A 15793-nucleotide genomic window follows, 5' to 3' on the forward strand; every position below is an offset into this window, starting at 1 on the left:
TCGCCTCAGCGCCAGTCACGGAACAGGAGACGAGGCTGCTGTTTGGCCTTGTCATCCTCAATATGCAGCTGAACGAAATGGCGGCCATGGCGCTTTTCAAACTGCCCGGTGACACCCCGTCGAATTTCCCTGTCCTCTGGCCCCATGCCGGTCACAAAGGCGGTGATTTCGTGCTCGCCGTTTTTCACGTTGGCCAGCGCCAGTCGCTGCACCGCACCATTTTTCAGGGCCCGGATTTCCCGCTCGGTGTACAGATGGCTGGCCAGGACTTCGCCATCCAGCTCCAGAGTAATGCTGTCCGGCTGGAAGTAATGGCCCACATCCAGGGACACATAGATGCCCACCTGGGTATCGGCAGGAAACAGCAGTTCCTCCTCCAGCAATAGCAGACGCTTATTGACTTCCAGTACGTCGCGCTTGAAGTCCGCCAGCTCCTGATCCAGCTCGGCCCCCTGAATCTGGCTGGCAACCAGCATCAATAGCAACACTACTACTTGGCGCATTGCGCTCCCCCAATCCCGATGGTTTTTTGGCAATCTACCATAGCCATGCGACTTTGACTGTTGCGATCGTCACACCTGATCGGTTCTTCACGTTAACTTGTCCGATCAACGGCGATTCTTCGTCCATGACACCCCCATCGCTTCCCTATCCAGTACTGATTACCGGTGCCAGCTCTGGCATCGGTCTGGCACTCACTCGCCTTCATCTGGCGCGAGGAGATCAGGTTATCGCCAGCAGCCGCGACCCTGACAGCTCGCCGCTGGCGGCACTGACCGCCCGGCATGACACGTTGACGCTGGTGGCGGCGGATCTGACCGACCCACAGGGGCCTGCAGGGCTCGCCGAGGAAGTCAAAACACACACAGAGCATCTGTCGCGAGTGATTCATTGTGCCGGGGTGCTACACGATACCCGCCGGAATCTGTCACCGGAAAAGCGACTGGAAGATCTGTCGCTAGAGAGCCTGGAATACAGTTTCCGACTGAACGCCTGGGCCCCGATGCTGCTGGCCCGCAGCCTGCTGCCACAGCTACGCCGCCAGCCGGCAACCTTCGCCGCCATCTCTGCCCGGGTCGGCAGTATTACCGACAACCATCTCGGCGGCTGGTACAGCTATCGCAGCAGCAAGGCAGCGCTGAACCAACTGATGCGCACCTTTGCCGTGGAGGCTCGACGCCGGGCTCCTCAGCTCACCCTGCTGGCATTGCATCCTGGCACCACTGACACCCCACTATCCGCTCCCTTCCAGTCCCGGGTCCCGGAAGAAAAGCTGTTTTCTGCAGACTGGGTGGCAGAGCAATTGACAGTTCAGCTGGACCAGGCAACACCGGAACAGAGCGGCAGTTTTATTAACTGGCGGGGCGATCCGCTACCCTGGTAGCAGATACAAATTTTCCACACTTGTCGCTTGCCATACCCTGCCTGCTCGCGCCACTATCAACGGGCTGATACACAATGTGTATCAGCACTCATGCCGGCGGCCCGGTCAGGATGCCGCGCCATGCGCGCCCCATCAGGGGCGCGGTGGCGTGGCGGGAGATCGGGCCGTTCGGCATGCACCTATCCCGCTTCACCCCCGCGACGAATCATCTGCCCTTCATTGATGCAACTTTCCCGCTATGCTTGCCTCTAACAGAGCCAATGCCAAGGAGTTCGGGAATGAAAAAAGTACTTTCGCTATGGCTGATCACGGCCACCATCGTGCTGGCGGGCTGTCAACGACTGGGGTCGCTGGAGGCGCCGGAAGTCAGCGTATCCGGCATTGCCCTCAACAGTATCAGCCTGTTTGAACAGGAATGGGGGCTCACTTTGCGTGCCCGCAATCCCAATGACCGGGAACTGACGCTGAAGAGCCTGGACTATGAGATCTTTATCAACGGCGAAAAGTTTGCCCGCGGCCTCACCGGCGACAGCGTCACCCTGCCCGCCATGGGCGATGCCCAAGTGACCACCACGATTACCACCAGCCTGCTGAGCAGCCTCAAACAGTTGCAGAAAATCCAGCAGCAACAGGACAAGCCGCTGCAGTATCGCCTGGTCGGCAAAGCCAGAGTCGCCGGGGTACCCTTGCCCCTGTCCTTCGACAAGGAAGGCGAAATGAAACTGCCGGCGATGCCTTGACCCTTCTTTGAAAAGCATTTTTTTACCACAGAGGGCACAGAGCACACCGAGATAGAACAGTGGTGTTACCTGTGCCCTTAGTGGTTAACCAGACAGCTTCTCGTTTGCTTGATAGTTCCCAACCCAAACCGATTTTTCCCTCAGTGTCCTCTGTGCCCTCTGTGGTAAAAAATCACTTCCCCTGACGCTCGCGTCGAAACCGGGCCGGAGTCTGCCCGGTCCAGCGGCGGAAAGCATGATTGAAGTTGGAGAGTTCGGAGAAACCCAGTCGATCGCTGATCTCTTCCATGCCCAGCCCGCCCAGAATCAACCACTGCTCCGCCAGCATCCGTCGCACTTCATCGAGCAACTCCCGGTAACCGGTGCCCTCAGTGCGCAGCTGCCGACGCAGTGTGCGACTGGTCACACCCAACTCTGATGCCATGGCTTCCATATCCGGAAAGCGGCCCGGCTGGCTAAGCAGGCGGCGGCGCACCCGTAACGCCACCCCACCCTGTCGATAGCGCTGCACCAGCAGTTGCTGGCATTGCTCCTCGCAGAGCCGGGCGGTAACCGGGTTGGCCTGAGGCAAGGGCATATCCAGAAGACCAGCGACAAACCGGGCCTGACTGTGAGACTGATCGAAACAGGGCGGCAACCCGAAAATAGCGGTAAACGGCGCAGGATCCTGCTCAGGCAATCGCAGGGCCAGGGAGGACAGCGGAATACGGCTGGCGAACAATTCTTCCTGGACCATCATCACCGCGCTGGCATCCCGTGCCAGCAGGTAGGGGCGAATGGTTTCCGGTAACCCGCTGTCATCCAGGATCAACACCGCCTCCCCCTGCTCCTCCTCAAGGCGGATATCCAGGAAGGCAAAGGTCAGATCCAGATAGCGCACCCCCAGCTCCACCGCCTGCCGAAAGGTAGGGCTACTGAGCAGGGCAAAGCCCCACACCCCGTAACTGCTCAGGTGATAACGCTGCCCCATGGCCAGGCCATGTCTGACCGGATCATCCAGCTGCGCACAAAGGTTCTCCACCACCCGGCGCTCCTGGGCCCGCTCAATGGTCGCCTCCGGCCGATGCAGCATTGCCGGGTCAATATCGCTGCCTGCCAGACAGGCCTGCGCGTCCAGCCCCTGTTCGGCGGCGTAGGCCATTTGCAGGCGCACACTGGTGATGGCACGACGTACATCCATGAAATGTCCGCTTCCCACAATTTTCTGTCCCAGAATGCCATAAACAAGACGTATCCGTCCCGTTAGAGTAACCATCAATAAAAGACTATTGGGATGTTTACCATGCAAGTGACCCACAACGTGGTGATTATCGGTGCCGGCTTCGGCGGACTCGGCATGGCCATTCGCCTGAAAGCCCAGGGCGAAGAGAATATTTTGATGATCGAGAAAGGCCACGACGTGGGTGGCTGCTGGCGCGACAACACCTACCCTGGCGCCGCCTGCGATGTGCCTTCCCATCTGTATTCGTTTTCCTTCGAGCGCCATTACCCGTGGAGCCGCCGCTTCGCGCCGCAACAGGAAATCTTTTCCTACCAGCAATACTGTGCGCGCAAGTACGACCTGTACCGGCATATCCGCTTCAACACGGAAGTCGCCGACGCCCGCTACCAGGATGAAGACGGCATCTGGGAATTGACCCTGACCAACGGTGACACCCTCACTACCCGGGTACTGATCACCGCCACCGGCCAGCTCAACCAGCCCGCCTACCCGCCGCTGTCCGGTATCGAGGATTTCGCTGGTGCGCATTTCCACAGCGCCCGCTGGGACCACGACGTGGACCTGACCGGCAAAACCGTGGCCGTGGTGGGCACTGGCGCCAGCGCCATCCAGTTCGTGCCGGAAGTGGCCAAGGTGGCCGGCAAAGTAAAACTGTTCCAGCGCTCCGCTGCCCATGTGATTGCCAAACCGGATCGCGCCTACAGCAAACTGGAACACCAGGTACTGAGCAAGGCACCCATTACCCAGACCCTGGACCGGCTACGCATTTATGCCACCAACGAATCACGGGCCCTGGGCTTTACCACTTTCCAGAAGGCCATGAAGGTGTACGAGTGGCTGTTCAGTCGGCACCTGAAGCAGCAGATCAAGGATCCCGCCCTGCGCGAGAAACTGACCCCGGATTACCCCATGGGCTGCAAGCGCATTCTGATGTCCAACGATTACTACCCGGCCCTGGCACAGGACCATGTGGAGGTGATCAACCACGGCATCAGTTCGGTGGACCAGCGCGGCCTCACCGACAGCACCGGCACACATCACGACGCCGATGTGATCATCTACGGCACCGGCTTCAAAGCCACCGACTTTCTCACCCCCATGACCATTACCGGCCGTGACGGGGCAGACCTGAACGCGGTGTGGAAAGATGGCGCCGAAGCCTACCTGGGTATCACCGTGCGCGGCTTTCCCAACCTGTTCATGCTCTATGGCCCCAACACCAATCTAGGCCACAACTCCATCATCTACATGCTGGAAAGCCAGATTCACTACATCCTGCAATGTGTAGCGGAGATGGACGAACAGGGCATCAAGGCACTGGAAGTCCGCGACCGGGTTCAGGAAGACTTCAACAAGAAGGTGCAGGACAAAATCAGCAATACCGTCTGGGACAAGGGTTGTCATAGCTGGTACAAAACCGAAAGCGGCAAGAACACCAACAACTGGCCCGGCTTCACCTTCGACTACCGCCGCCAGACACGGACCCTGGATTTGAATGACTATGAGCTCCTTCGTTGAACGAATCAGCCGGGCCCAGTCCGGCACCCAGCAATTGCTGGCCGGCGCCCTGCGCCAGTCCCTGGCAATGCTGTTCAAACCGGTGGCCAACCCCCGCTTCAGCGTCAAGACACAGCGGCGCTGGCTGGACATCATGGCCAAAACCACGCTGGTCGCCCGGGATGTACCCTGCCATGAGGCTCCCCTGGGGGACGTACCCTGCCGGCACTATGCGCCGCTGAATGCCCAAGGCACCGTGCTTTATCTGCACGGTGGTGGTTATGTGGCTGGCAGCCCGGAAAGCCACCGCTCGGTTACCTCGCACCTGGCAAAATTCGCCAATGCCCGCGTGGTCGTACCGGACTACCGGCTGGCTCCGGAGCATGCCTGCCCCGCCGCCATCGAGGATGCCGTGGCTGTGTATCAAGCCCTGCTGGCAGAGGGCGTGGACCCGGCTACCCTGACCATCGCCGGCGATTCCGCTGGCGGCGGTCTTGCCCTGGCCGCCCTGCAAGCCCTGAAAGCGGAAAAGATCGCCTTGCCCAGCAGCACCATCCTGATTTCTCCCTGGGTGGACCTGAGCCTCAACGACCTGTTCGACACTGACCGGGACATCATGCTCAGCCACGCCTGGCTGGCCAGTGCCGCTGGCGCCTATGGCGGTGATGATCCGACTCGCCCGGCCTGCTCCCCGCTCAATGGCGACCTGACGGGCCTGCCTCCGGTATTGATCCAGTCCGGTAGCGACGAGATCCTGCTCAACGACAGCCACCGCCTGTGCGCCGCCCTGAACGACGCCGGCACCCCGGCCCGTCTGCAGGTACACCCGCAACGCTGGCATGATTTCCAGCTCCACGCCGGTGTACTGGCCGATGCGGATCAGGCGCTGATGACCTGCGCCCGCTTTATCCACCAACACTGGAACCCCGCAGCATGAAACGCATCCTGATCACCGGCGCCGCCAGTGGCATCGGCCTGACCACCGCCAAACACTTCCACGAGAAAGGCTGGCGAGTGGGCCTGACCGACGTCAACGACACCGCCCTGGTGCGGCTGGCGAAGGAACTGGACAACAGCTGGTATCGGCCCCTGGACGTGACCGACAGCATTGCCTGTCAGCATGCCTGCAGAGACTTTGCTGAAGACGGCGGTATCGACGTGCTGTTCAACTGTGCCGGTATTCTGCGCATGGGACCCTTTGAGTCCATCAGCGCGGAACAACACAAGCAGATCATCGACATCAACGTGACCGGCCTGATCAACATGAGCCTGGCTGCCCACCCCTTCCTGCAAGATAGCAAGGCCGCCGCGGTGATCAACATGAGTTCCGCCTCGGCCCTGTACGGGGTGCCGCATCTAGCCTCCTATTCCGCCAGCAAGTTCGCGGTGCGTTCGCTCACCGAATCGCTGAATATCGAATGGGGTCGGCAGGGCATCCGCGTGGTCGATATCATGCCGCCGTTCGTGAAGACCCCCATGGTGGAAAAGGCCAGCTTCCGGGCACCGGTGGTGGACCGCATGGGCGTCAACCTGAGCGCCGACGATGTGGCCAAAAAGGTCTGGCAGGCCGCCAATGAAAAAGTCCCGGTACACAACCCGGTGGGCCTCACCTTCAAACTGATCAAGCTCCTCGACAAAGCCCTGCCCAGCGCCTCGACACGGTTGTTCATGAGCTTTCTGAGTCGGGACTGACCCTCCCACCTCTGTAGGAGCGGCGCTCTCTGTGCCCCGCGGGTATGAGCCGCGAATGGGGCGTGGCGGCCCCCTTCCGGGTTATCGGTGCTCTACTCGGAGAAACCTGCCGAGCCCTGCAATCCCTGATCGCCCATGGCCGATTCCCTCGCAAGCGAGGGTTCGCGGCTCGAGCGCCGCTCCTACGACGGAGGTGATAGCAAGCTACTCCCCGGCCTGAGGAGCCTGAAAAGTAATCTTCACCTTCCTCCGCCCCCATTCCCGGGCCGCCTGCACATCCTCGCCCATGTAGATATCGATCTTCTTTTTCCAGCGCCAGTGCATCTTGTCCTTCACCACCCAGGTACCGGGCAGGCCTTCGATCTGCAGCTGCGCGTTATGACCCAGCCCCATGGGAATCAGATCCCGCGACACCGCAATGGACTTCATTCCTGGTTTGAGGCGATCCCCCCAGGCAGCCAGGGCATGGTCCGCTCCCGCCCCCTGGCCGTGCAGGGAATTGTAGGCCGTGGCAGTGACCATCATGGTCACCGTGTTCGGTGCGGGCTCGGCAGGCTTGCGCTGATCCGCTTCGCACCGCGCCACCAGCCAGGTCAGTGCCACCAGCACCAGGGTAAAATCGGCGGCATTCACTCGCCGTTGCGGGCTGACTGCTAGGCTCATGGCATGATTCTCCGTCTGGTCACTCTTATTATGCTTCACGGTCTGCTGTCGGCCTGCAACCTGGTTTCCGACAAGAGGGCGGAGGACACGGCTGCGCCCGCAGCCCTCACCGACACCCTGCGCCACTGGCAACCCGCCGACAATCCCGATGCGGTGATCCTTGGCCTGCACAGCTTTGGCGATTACGGCGCTGCCTTCGACGCGCTGGGCCCCTACTTTGCCGACAACGGACACCTGCTGGTCAGTTATGACCAGGCCGGGTTCGGCGAACGCGCCCAGCAAGGGCAGTGGGCCGGGGAAGACCAGCTGGTGTCAGAAGCGGTCTATCAGATCGAGCAACTCTATGAACGCTATCAGCGCCCGGTGTTCCTGGTGGGTGAAAGTCTGGGAGGCGCCGTGGCGATGCTGGCAGCGCTGGAGGTGCCTGACAAAGTGGCCGGAATAGTGCTCGCCGGGCCTGCTGTGCGCGAGGGCATCCGCCTGCGCTACGGCTGGAATGCCGCCATCGCCAGCGCCGCCTTTCTGGCTCCCGGATACCAGCTGACGGTAAACCGCGACCCCGATGACCCCAACCTGGCGGCTGACAGCGCCCAACGTCTGGCAAACGACCCTCGGGTGATCCGCGAAGTCCGCATGGATGCCTACTGGGGGCTGATCCAGCTGGCCGACAGTGCCAGCGACCAGGCGCCATCATTACAGGTGCCCTCGCTGCTGCTCTATGGCGGCAAGGATAACTCCGTGCCGGCAGCCGGCATCAACCATCTGCACGACCACCTTGCCGACCGAGGCGAGTACCGCTTCTACCCCCAGGGCCCGCACCTGCTGCTGCAGGGGCCACAGTGGCAAAACGTCGCCGACCATATTCTCGACTGGGTCGCCCGCACTTCCCCCTGAGATTGGCCTCACAGGACACAGCCATGCTGTTAAGCTGGCGCAAACCCTAGCGGAGCAAACCATGAGCAAGCGTGTTCTGATTACCGGCGGCAATTCCGGCATCGGCTACTGTACCGCCGAACAACTGGCCGGCCACGGCGCGGAAGTGTCCCTGGCCTGTCGCGACCAGACCAAGGGCCAGGCCGCCATCGCTCGCATCAAGAACCGCCATCCGGACGCCAAAGTGCGACTGTTTCCGCTGGACCTTTCCGATCTGGAAAATGTGCGCGACAACGCGGCTCTGATCTACCGCGAACTCGGTGAACTGGACGTGCTGATCAACAACGCCGGCGTGGTGCCGACCCAGCAGGAATTCACCCGCGACGGCTACGAAATGCAGTTCGGCGTCAATTACCTGGCCCCGGTGCTGTTCACCCACCTGATGTTGCCGTTGCTGAAGAAAGGCAACCAGCCGCGCATTCTGCACGTGGCGTCCGTAGCCCACTGGCTCGGGCGCATCAACAAGAAAACCTGGCGTGGGCGCAAGCCCTACCTGGTAATGGATGCCTACGGCCAATCGAAACTGGGCAACATCCTGTTCAGCAATGTGCTCGCCGAGCACCTGCAGGAGCTCGGCATCACCAGCAACGCCCTGCACCCGGGAGGCGTGGACACACCGATATTCCGCCATGTCCCCAAGGCCGCCATGGCCCTGATCCGCCCGACCCTCACCACCCCGGAAAAAGCCGCCACCCTGCCCGTCAGCCTGGCCCTGGATCCGCAGTACGACGGGGTAACCGGTGAATACTTCGCCAACCACAAACCGGCCCTGCGCTCACCCCGGGCACGCAATGCAAAGCTGGCGGAAGAGCTGTATTACGACACCATGGCGGAGCTGGATCTGCCCACGCTGTGAAAAACCCACCACAGTGGTAACAGCGACAACGCTTTTCCCGTAGGAGCTATGCTTGCATGGCGAAAAGGGCCCTCTGCTTGCAAGGCAACCTGAAACCTTTTTCGCCATGCAGGCATAGCTCCTACAAAGAATGCTATTCCTCCACCCGTGCGGCTTTTACCACGCCCTGAAGCTCGGGATAGAAATCCAGAAACCCCCGCTCCAGCTCCTGATAGCGGGGCTCGATTTCCTCGACGATGCCGGCAAAATCATTGGCAAAACGAATACGCCCGGCGATCACATCCAGCGCCTGCCCCACCCGCTCCAGCTCACGGTACTGATTGAGCAGGTCGTGCTCAATCAGCCGTTCCACTCTTGCCCGCATGGGCGCATGCATCAGCCCCAGGCCGGACTGTAGATGCTGGTAGTGGCGGGTAATGGCCGCCTCGCGGTCATGGTCATAAAACGCCGACCAGTGCTGCCACAGAAAATGGTCAAACAGCACGTCCAGGGCCACACCGGCAAAGCGGCGCCGTGTTGACGAGAAGCTGCGCCGCTGAGCCTGCACCCAGGGGTGGTTATCGGTGAAACGGTCCACCAGACGGTGATTGTCCAGGCCCCGTCGCACCGGCTCACTGAGCCGGGATCGTTCCACCCCATGCATGAAATCCCCCAGCACATTGCCGACCTTGGATGGCACAGACGGCCGAGCCAGGGAGAGGTGTGCCAGATAATTCATGGTCGCTCCTGGAGGCGGCGCACAATCAGCGCCAGGCCTTGACCACCTTCAGCCCGGCGGCCAGCTAAACGAGCGGCCACCCAGAACGTGTACATGCAGGTGGAAAACGGTCTGGCTGGCGCCGGCGCCGTTGTTCACGTTAAGGCGGAAATCTTCCAGCCCTTCCTGTTCGGCAACACGGCTTGCCACCAGCAGCAGGTGCCCAAGCAGGGCCTGATCCGCCTCTTCGGCATCAGACAACTTGGGAATGGGCTTCTTGGGGATCACCAGGAAGTGGGTGGGCGCCTGGGGGCTGATATCCCGGAAGGCCAGGCACTGGTCGTCTTCGAAGATGATATCGGCGGGAATCTCGCGGTCGATGATTTTGGAAAAAAGGGTTTCAGCCATGGTTCGAATCGCTCCGGATAGGCAAGGGCGAGCAGTTTTCAGGGCCGAAGGGTGTGCCCCGGTTCACAGCTCGCACGGTAACTGCGCGTAAAATGTTCGGTGTGTGTGGCGCACACCTTAGCGGCAGCCCAGAATAATGGCATTATAGCACCTGAATCCATGACTTCAGCGTGGATGCATGGCGCGAGAATTTGTTGTCACAGGAGGTTTTCTGAGGAAGTGTCGTATCAGGGAATACGATCGACCGAAGAAAACCTACTGTGGCAGCAAAGGCTTGCGTCAGGCGCCGCGATGAAGTCATGGATTCAGGTGAAAGTCTGTCGAAACCCAACCTTATTCCACCGGAACCGCATGGCCACTCTTTTTGTCGAAAATTTAACCGTCGCCGATTTCTCCTACCTGCACCCCAAGCGCGGCATGGTCGGCGAGTCATGGCTGGTCGATCTGGAATTGACCGGCGACCTGGATCATCAGGGCATGGTGTTCGACTTCGGCCATATCAAGAAGCGCATCAAGCAGATCATCGATGACAATGTGGACCACAGGCTGCTGGTGCCGGTGGACAGCGAGCACGCCACGGTGAGCGAGCGGGACAACAACACCAGCCTGGAATGGCTCTACCGGGGCGGCACCATCCGCATGGTAGCGCCCAGCGAAAGCCTGCTGCTGATGAGCGGCCCGGAAGTCTCCAAGGCCAATCTGACCCTGTTCCTGATGGACCTGGTACAACAGGTGGTGCCGGACAATGTGGCCGAGGTGCGCATCGTGCTGCGCGAGGAAGATACTGGGACCGCGCCTTTCTATCATTATTCCCATGGTCTGAAGAAACACGACGGCAATTGCCAGCGCATTGCCCACGGCCACCGCTCCGGCATCCATATCTTCGAGAATGGCCGGCGCAGCCGCTACTGGGAAAAGCTCTGGGCGGACCGCTGGGAAGATATCTACCTGGGTACCGAAGAAGACCTGGAAGGGACCTACTACATCGAGGAAATCCCCCACCACCGCTTCCGCTACGATGCCCCCCAGGGGCACTTCGAACTGGTGATCCCGGAAGATCATTGCTACCTGGTCGACACAGACACCACCGTGGAGCAACTGGCCGGGCACATCGCCGAGCAACTGGCCACCGAAGCCCCCGGCAAGCACTTCCGCGTGCGTGCCTTTGAAGGCATCGGCAAGGGCGCCATCGCCGAAGCCGGCGAAAACATGCCCGGCAAGACCCACAGCGGCTGGCTCAGCGGCGCGACGGTGATTTGAGAAGTAGCGGCTACCTAAGAGCTGTAACGCGGGAAGGACTGCACCCCATTAACAGGGCCGTACCCGCGACCCAAAGGCTGTAGGAGCGGCACTGGCGGCGCTATTAAATGTAGGAGCACCTCTTGCAGGTGCGAACCGAGCGTAGCGAGGCAACAGAGGGTTATCTGTCCGCGGTTCTTTCTGAAACCTGTCGAGCTCTGAGATTCCTGATCGCCCTGCGGGCGATTTCCGCGCAAGCGCGGTTCGCCGTGCAAGCATAGCTCCTACAAGCGGTTTCGTAGAAATGCCGAGGTCTGAGGGACTTTCCACCCTTTCCCTATCCAACCAGCGTAGCTCGTAGCTACTCCTCCGCCAGAATGCTTTCCGCCTCTTCCTGAATCAGTCTTCTCAACCAGCGATGGGCCACGTTGTGGTGTAGTAACGACGACCAGGCCATTTTCAGTTCGAACTGGGGAATGTCGAAGGGCGGCTCCTTGATCAGCAAACGTTCGTTCTGTGCCTGCATGCGCGCCACGCGGCTGGGCAGGGTGGCGACCAGGTCGTTGTTCATGGCGAGCAACGCGGGCATCTGGTAGTGACGGGTAAAGATACTGATCTTGCGGCTCTTGCCCAACTGCTCCAGGGCATGATCAATCCAGCCCAGCCCGCCGAGTTTTTCCGGATTCATGCCGAAGCCCACCCCGAAACCGGTTTTCGATACCCAGATATGCTGTGCCGACAGGTAGCTGTCCAGGTTGAAATCGCTGGCAATGGGGTTATCCCGATTTAACAGACAGGAAAAGGAGTCCTTCCACAGGCTCACCTGATGAAAGGAGCCGGGAATCTCGTTGAAGCGGTTCACCGCCATGTCCACCCGGCCCTGCTCCATGTCCTGGTAACTGACATCCGACGGCGTCAGAAAATCCAGCACCACGTTGGGGGCTTCGGCACGCAGGCGGCGCACGATATGAGGCACCAGGGTGGCTTCCGCATAGTCGCTGGTCATGATGCGAAACACCCTACGACTATCCGAGGGCTTGAATACATCTTCCGGGGTAAACAACTGCTCCGCCTGAGACAGAATCTGGCGAACCAGCGGGCGTAATTCCTGAGCACGCTCGGTTGCGGTCATGCCGTCACTGGTGCGAATCAGCAGCGGATCGCCAAACAGTTCGCGCAGTCGCTTGAGTGAATTGCTCATGGCAGGCTGGGTGATGCCCAGTTGCTCCGCCGCCCGGGTCACATTCTGCTCGCGCAACAGCACGTCCAGGTACTTGAGCAGGTTCAGGTCAGCCGCGCCAATATTCATGGTGTGAATCATCACTCAAGGAAGCATCATTGAAATGGATTCTAGCGCCCGGCAGCGAGACTGTCACATGAGAACAGCACATGTTTTATGCATCACGCAACATTCGACATCCCATCCAGCAGCATCCGTGGCGCATGTCGCATGGAGCGTTATTCAATGTAAAAGCAATTTTTACCGTTTTCAGTGTTAACCGGGTCGCTGTTTGAGGCTTAATGGCAAGCTGCCAGTATCGCCTAAAGGCAAAAAAATGCGTAAGGTCTGAAGCATTGTTAACACTACACCCTGTCGTGTTGTCTAAGCCGGCACTCTGCCATCAGAGTGCTGAATATTGTTCGCGGGTGTGATTCAGACCTGAATCTGTGACTTCAGCGTGGATGCATGGCGCAAGAGTTAGTTGTCACAGGGCCTTTTCTGAAGAAGCACCATATCAGGGGATACGGTCGACTGAAGAAAATGTTCTGTGGCGGCAAAGGCTTACGTCAGGCGCCGCGGTGAAGTCACGGATTCAGGTCAGAGGTTACTATGACAAGCAGCGCAACCACGCGAGCCGAGAAGTTCGTGGTTCGATTTCCCAATGGCATGCGTGGCGAAGTGGCGCAAGCCGCCGGCCTGAGCCATCGCAGCATGAATGCGGAGATCATTGCCCGCTTGCAGCACAGTCTCAGCAATTGGCCAGCTACTTTGCCCCATGGCGAAACAGCAATTCCTGACGGCAACGAGGAAGCGTACCTGCTGGAACGCTTCCGGCGCCTGCCAGCGGGGAAACAACAGGCACTTCTGGCCCTGCTGGACTGAGCACTAACGACCTTCTGTCCATACAATATGCCGTTGGCGGCCTGTGATTTTTTTCAATAACGGGCATACTCTATGATGAAACATGGCCGCCATCGACTCACGGACAGAAAGGAGCCTTACCGGCCGTGACAGCTCCCCAGAACCAAAATCCACTTCCCACTGGCAATGACATCAGCTTGCCGTGGCATCTGCGTCTGCCCAAGCCGCTGGAAAAAGATTTTCGCCTGTATTTTCTGGCCAGCGTGTCGAAGGTGGCACCCTGGGCGCTGGGACTGGTCTCCATTCTGATCGCCACCGCCATGCTGATCGAATCCTGGATCGGCACGGATGTGATCACCAATTCCTGGCGTCCCCGGCTGTTCACCCTGATGCTGGCCGGCGGCTGCGTTATCCTCGCCCGCACACTCCAGTGGCGGGAGTGGCTTCACCCGGCCACGCTGGCACTGGCCTTCGCCATCGCCCTGACCGGCAATTATCTGGGCGTGCATGTTGAACACCCGCTCTCCTATACCTTTTTCCTGCACACCCCGATGTCGATCATCATGATCTGCATTCTGGTTCGTGTGCCGTTCTATTCCGCACTGCTCAGCTCCACGGTGATGATCGGCGCCATGGTCGCCACGCTGATCGCCAACCCGGAACGAACCCCCTTCGAGGCCACCACCCTGACCATGGTGACTCTGGCCTTTGCCAGCATGAGCCTGTTTGGCCAGTACGTGTATGAGCGGTTGTTGCGCCAGCACTTCCTTTCCGAGCACGTGCTTTACCAACACCGCAACGAGCTGCACTCCGCCAACCTGGTGCTGGAAAACCAGGCCACCGTGGATGGCCTCACCGGCTGCATCAACCGGCGCGGCATGGAGTCCCGGCTCAATCACCTGTTCCATCTGCACAAGCAGGGAAACCCGGATGCACCGGAACGTATCAGCCTGCTGCTGTTCGATATCGATTTTTTCAAACAGTACAACGATACCTACGGCCACCCGGCCGGGGATGAATGCCTCAAGAAAATATCCAACGTCCCCCTTTCCATGGTGCAGGCGGACACCGATTTTGTGGCGCGCTATGGCGGCGAGGAATTTGTCATCGTTCTCACTGACTCCAGCTTCAACGATGCCCTGGTGTTTGCCGAACGGATGCGTAACCGGGTAGAGCAACTGGGTCTGCCCCACAGCGGCTCCCGGGTCAGCCAGGTGGTCACCATCAGCGTCGGAGTCTCCTGCTCCGACCACGGCGCCAGCAACAGTGCCGAATTGCTCAAACAGGCCGACGAAGCCCTCTATCAGGCCAAGGGTGCCGGGCGTAATCGGGTGGCGCTGATGAACAGTCAGGGGTTGGTGGAGATGTTGAGTTAGTTGATAATTGAGAATGGATAATTGATAACTGCGCGATCGGTGTTACTGCAATTTTAAACGCAAGAGGCCGCGCCCATATTCCGGGCGCGGCCTCTTGCGTTTAAAAACGAACCGGTCTTGTCCGCGGCGTTATCAATTATCCATTCTCAATTATCAATTCATCGGCGGCACCACCGTCACCGGATCCAGCTTCACCTCAAACCAGTTCAATCGCCAATCCAGGTGCGGACCGGTAGCGCGGCCGGAGGCGCCGACTTTGGCCACCGGCTCGCCCTGCTTCACGGTCTGCCCTTTTTCCACCAGTACCTCGCTGAGGTGAATCATGGTGGAGGACACGCCATAGCCGTGATCCATGATCAGGGTGCCACCGGAATAATAGTTATCCCCCTGCACCAGTCTCACCACCGCATCTGCCGGCGCTACAACAACCGTGCCGGTAGGCCGGGCCACATCCACGCCGAAGTGCGGACGGCCGGGTTTCCCGTTATAGACCCGCTGGCTGCCATAAACACCACTGATGCGCCCGGTAAGCGGCCACTGAAAATCACTGAGGAAGGCCAGCAGGGCAGAGTCGGTATCCCGCGCCGTTTTAATCTCGGCCACCTCGCGACGAATCCGCTTGAGCACCGCTTCCGGCGGCGGCTCCACGGTACGCTTGGGCACCCCTTCAATCCGCTGGATGTCATAGTCCCGCTTGCTGAGGGTCACGGGTACCTGTTGGGTTTCGCCCTGCTTTTCCAGCACCAGGCTCTGCTGCAGCGCCGCATCACGGCCAAACCCGACAGCAAAAAAACCGTCACCGGTAACTCGCACCACCCTGTCATCCAGTTTGACGGCCACCCCCGGCGCCACCTGGCCACGCAGCAAGGCCCCCTGGGTACGCTCCCCTTCCAGGGACAATAGCCAGTCGCTGGCCATCACATTATCCGCCAGCAGCACGAGCAAACCTACAACAATTCGCAACATCGAATACCTCGAAACGGTTACAGGGATCAGAGGAAAC

The 15793-nt window shown here is 59.8% G+C and carries 17 protein-coding genes; 10 read left to right on the forward strand and 7 right to left on the reverse strand.

The genetic code is table 11. From position 1 onward, the window contains the following. Nucleotides 1–5: 5 nt before the first annotated feature. On the reverse strand, nucleotides 6–503 hold the full coding sequence (locus T9A_RS02735) for a hypothetical protein (protein ID WP_035244928.1): 498 nt from the start codon (nucleotides 501–503) through the stop codon (nucleotides 6–8). 125 nt (nucleotides 504–628) lie between these two features. Here T9A_RS02735 and T9A_RS02740 point away from each other — a divergent pair, with 125 nt between their 5' ends. Continuing rightward, a complete protein-coding gene (locus T9A_RS02740; RefSeq protein ID WP_035244929.1) occupies nucleotides 629–1384 on the forward strand; it encodes an SDR family NAD(P)-dependent oxidoreductase in 756 nt (251 codons plus the stop codon). Between the two features lie 278 nt (nucleotides 1385–1662). Beyond that, complete coding sequence (locus T9A_RS02745) at nucleotides 1663–2124, forward strand: LEA/WHy family protein (protein ID WP_035244930.1); 462 nt, start codon at nucleotides 1663–1665, stop codon at nucleotides 2122–2124. Between the two features lie 172 nt (nucleotides 2125–2296). Here the strand turns inward: T9A_RS02745 and T9A_RS02750 are convergent, their stop codons facing one another. After that, nucleotides 2297–3304 (reverse strand): AraC family transcriptional regulator, encoded by a 1008-nt coding sequence (locus tag T9A_RS02750; RefSeq protein WP_035244931.1) that lies wholly within the window; start codon nucleotides 3302–3304, stop codon nucleotides 2297–2299. Between the two features lie 102 nt (nucleotides 3305–3406). Between T9A_RS02750 and T9A_RS02755 the strand changes: the two genes are divergently transcribed. The 3 genes from T9A_RS02755 to T9A_RS02765 are packed head-to-tail and all read left to right on the forward strand — an operon-like array spanning nucleotide 3407 to nucleotide 6535. Continuing rightward, nucleotides 3407–4864: a flavin-containing monooxygenase gene (locus T9A_RS02755; protein ID WP_035245489.1), complete on the forward strand. Its 1458-nt coding sequence runs from the start codon at nucleotides 3407–3409 to the stop codon at nucleotides 4862–4864. Next, nucleotides 4848–5780, forward strand: coding sequence for an alpha/beta hydrolase (locus T9A_RS02760; protein ID WP_052042454.1), 933 nt, complete (start codon nucleotides 4848–4850; stop codon nucleotides 5778–5780). The genes T9A_RS02755 and T9A_RS02760 overlap by 17 nt, the downstream gene beginning before the upstream one ends. Further along, the gene (locus T9A_RS02765) at nucleotides 5777–6535 is read left to right on the forward strand and encodes an SDR family oxidoreductase (protein ID WP_035244932.1); all 759 of its coding nucleotides are present in this window, start codon (nucleotides 5777–5779) and stop codon (nucleotides 6533–6535) included. The genes T9A_RS02760 and T9A_RS02765 overlap by 4 nt, the downstream gene beginning before the upstream one ends. A gap of 204 nt (nucleotides 6536–6739) precedes the next feature. Here T9A_RS02765 and T9A_RS02770 read toward each other — a convergent pair whose 3' ends face one another. Further along, nucleotides 6740–7198 carry a 3D domain-containing protein gene (locus T9A_RS02770; protein WP_035244933.1) on the reverse strand — a complete coding sequence of 153 codons (459 nt, stop codon included), beginning with the start codon at nucleotides 7196–7198 and terminating at the stop codon, nucleotides 6740–6742. A 3-nt stretch (nucleotides 7199–7201) separates the two neighbouring features. Here T9A_RS02770 and T9A_RS02775 point away from each other — a divergent pair, with 3 nt between their 5' ends. Together T9A_RS02775 and T9A_RS02780 are read left to right on the forward strand one after the other, a co-directional pair. Then, a complete protein-coding gene (locus T9A_RS02775) occupies nucleotides 7202–8092 on the forward strand; it encodes an alpha/beta fold hydrolase (RefSeq protein WP_084573377.1) in 891 nt (296 codons plus the stop codon). A gap of 61 nt (nucleotides 8093–8153) precedes the next feature. Continuing rightward, nucleotides 8154–8987, forward strand: coding sequence for an SDR family oxidoreductase (locus tag T9A_RS02780; protein WP_035244934.1), 834 nt, complete (start codon nucleotides 8154–8156; stop codon nucleotides 8985–8987). A 133-nt stretch (nucleotides 8988–9120) separates the two neighbouring features. Here T9A_RS02780 and T9A_RS02785 read toward each other — a convergent pair whose 3' ends face one another. Together T9A_RS02785 and T9A_RS02790 are read right to left on the reverse strand one after the other, a co-directional pair. Next, nucleotides 9121–9705 (reverse strand): acyl carrier protein phosphodiesterase, encoded by a 585-nt coding sequence (locus tag T9A_RS02785; RefSeq protein ID WP_035244935.1) that lies wholly within the window; start codon nucleotides 9703–9705, stop codon nucleotides 9121–9123. Nucleotides 9706–9753: 48 nt separating this feature from the next. Next, entirely contained in the window at nucleotides 9754–10092 is a 339-nt protein-coding gene (locus tag T9A_RS02790; RefSeq protein ID WP_035244936.1) for a histidine triad nucleotide-binding protein, read from the reverse strand. A gap of 351 nt (nucleotides 10093–10443) precedes the next feature. Between T9A_RS02790 and T9A_RS02795 the strand changes: the two genes are divergently transcribed. After that, nucleotides 10444–11352, forward strand: a complete 909-nt coding sequence (locus tag T9A_RS02795) for a 6-pyruvoyl trahydropterin synthase family protein (RefSeq protein WP_035244937.1) — start codon at nucleotides 10444–10446, stop codon at nucleotides 11350–11352. 340 nt (nucleotides 11353–11692) lie between these two features. Here the strand turns inward: T9A_RS02795 and T9A_RS02800 are convergent, their stop codons facing one another. Further along, on the reverse strand, nucleotides 11693–12640 hold the full coding sequence (locus T9A_RS02800; RefSeq protein WP_035245492.1) for a LysR family transcriptional regulator: 948 nt from the start codon (nucleotides 12638–12640) through the stop codon (nucleotides 11693–11695). 522 nt (nucleotides 12641–13162) lie between these two features. Between T9A_RS02800 and T9A_RS02805 the strand changes: the two genes are divergently transcribed. Together T9A_RS02805 and T9A_RS02810 are read left to right on the forward strand one after the other, a co-directional pair. Beyond that, a complete protein-coding gene (locus tag T9A_RS02805; RefSeq protein WP_035244938.1) occupies nucleotides 13163–13435 on the forward strand; it encodes an Arc family DNA-binding protein in 273 nt (90 codons plus the stop codon). A 176-nt stretch (nucleotides 13436–13611) separates the two neighbouring features. Continuing rightward, on the forward strand, nucleotides 13612–14790 hold the full coding sequence (locus tag T9A_RS02810) for a GGDEF domain-containing protein (RefSeq protein ID WP_232221978.1): 1179 nt from the start codon (nucleotides 13612–13614) through the stop codon (nucleotides 14788–14790). A 153-nt stretch (nucleotides 14791–14943) separates the two neighbouring features. Here the strand turns inward: T9A_RS02810 and T9A_RS02815 are convergent, their stop codons facing one another. After that, on the reverse strand, nucleotides 14944–15756 hold the full coding sequence (locus T9A_RS02815; RefSeq protein ID WP_035244940.1) for a M23 family metallopeptidase: 813 nt from the start codon (nucleotides 15754–15756) through the stop codon (nucleotides 14944–14946). Nucleotides 15757–15793 lie beyond the last annotated feature (37 nt).

Origin of the sequence: Alcanivorax jadensis T9 (genome assembly GCF_000756655.1) — a bacterium.
GTDB lineage: Bacteria > Pseudomonadota > Gammaproteobacteria > Pseudomonadales > Alcanivoracaceae > Alcanivorax > Alcanivorax jadensis.

What these genes read in the sequence shown, in the direction of transcription:
- T9A_RS02745 (WP_035244930.1), top strand. Translation starts at nt 1,663, where the DNA reads ATGAAAAAAGTACTTTCGCTATGGCTGATCACGGCCACCATCGTGCTG.
- T9A_RS02785 (WP_035244935.1), bottom strand. Translation starts at nt 9,705, where the DNA reads ATGAATTATCTGGCACACCTCTCCCTGGCTCGGCCGTCTGTGCCATCC.
- T9A_RS02805 (WP_035244938.1), top strand. Translation starts at nt 13,163, where the DNA reads ATGACAAGCAGCGCAACCACGCGAGCCGAGAAGTTCGTGGTTCGATTT.
- T9A_RS02760 (WP_052042454.1), top strand. Translation starts at nt 4,848, where the DNA reads ATGAGCTCCTTCGTTGAACGAATCAGCCGGGCCCAGTCCGGCACCCAG.
- T9A_RS02790 (WP_035244936.1), bottom strand. Translation starts at nt 10,092, where the DNA reads ATGGCTGAAACCCTTTTTTCCAAAATCATCGACCGCGAGATTCCCGCC.
- T9A_RS02800 (WP_035245492.1), bottom strand. Translation starts at nt 12,640, where the DNA reads ATGAATATTGGCGCGGCTGACCTGAACCTGCTCAAGTACCTGGACGTG.
- T9A_RS02735 (WP_035244928.1), bottom strand. Translation starts at nt 503, where the DNA reads ATGCGCCAAGTAGTAGTGTTGCTATTGATGCTGGTTGCCAGCCAGATT.
- T9A_RS02815 (WP_035244940.1), bottom strand. Translation starts at nt 15,756, where the DNA reads ATGTTGCGAATTGTTGTAGGTTTGCTCGTGCTGCTGGCGGATAATGTG.
- T9A_RS02775 (WP_084573377.1), top strand. Translation starts at nt 7,202, where the DNA reads ATGATTCTCCGTCTGGTCACTCTTATTATGCTTCACGGTCTGCTGTCG.
- T9A_RS02750 (WP_035244931.1), bottom strand. Translation starts at nt 3,304, where the DNA reads ATGGATGTACGTCGTGCCATCACCAGTGTGCGCCTGCAAATGGCCTAC.
- T9A_RS02795 (WP_035244937.1), top strand. Translation starts at nt 10,444, where the DNA reads ATGGCCACTCTTTTTGTCGAAAATTTAACCGTCGCCGATTTCTCCTAC.
- T9A_RS02765 (WP_035244932.1), top strand. Translation starts at nt 5,777, where the DNA reads ATGAAACGCATCCTGATCACCGGCGCCGCCAGTGGCATCGGCCTGACC.
- T9A_RS02780 (WP_035244934.1), top strand. Translation starts at nt 8,154, where the DNA reads ATGAGCAAGCGTGTTCTGATTACCGGCGGCAATTCCGGCATCGGCTAC.
- T9A_RS02740 (WP_035244929.1), top strand. Translation starts at nt 629, where the DNA reads ATGACACCCCCATCGCTTCCCTATCCAGTACTGATTACCGGTGCCAGC.
- T9A_RS02755 (WP_035245489.1), top strand. Translation starts at nt 3,407, where the DNA reads ATGCAAGTGACCCACAACGTGGTGATTATCGGTGCCGGCTTCGGCGGA.
- T9A_RS02770 (WP_035244933.1), bottom strand. Translation starts at nt 7,198, where the DNA reads ATGAGCCTAGCAGTCAGCCCGCAACGGCGAGTGAATGCCGCCGATTTT.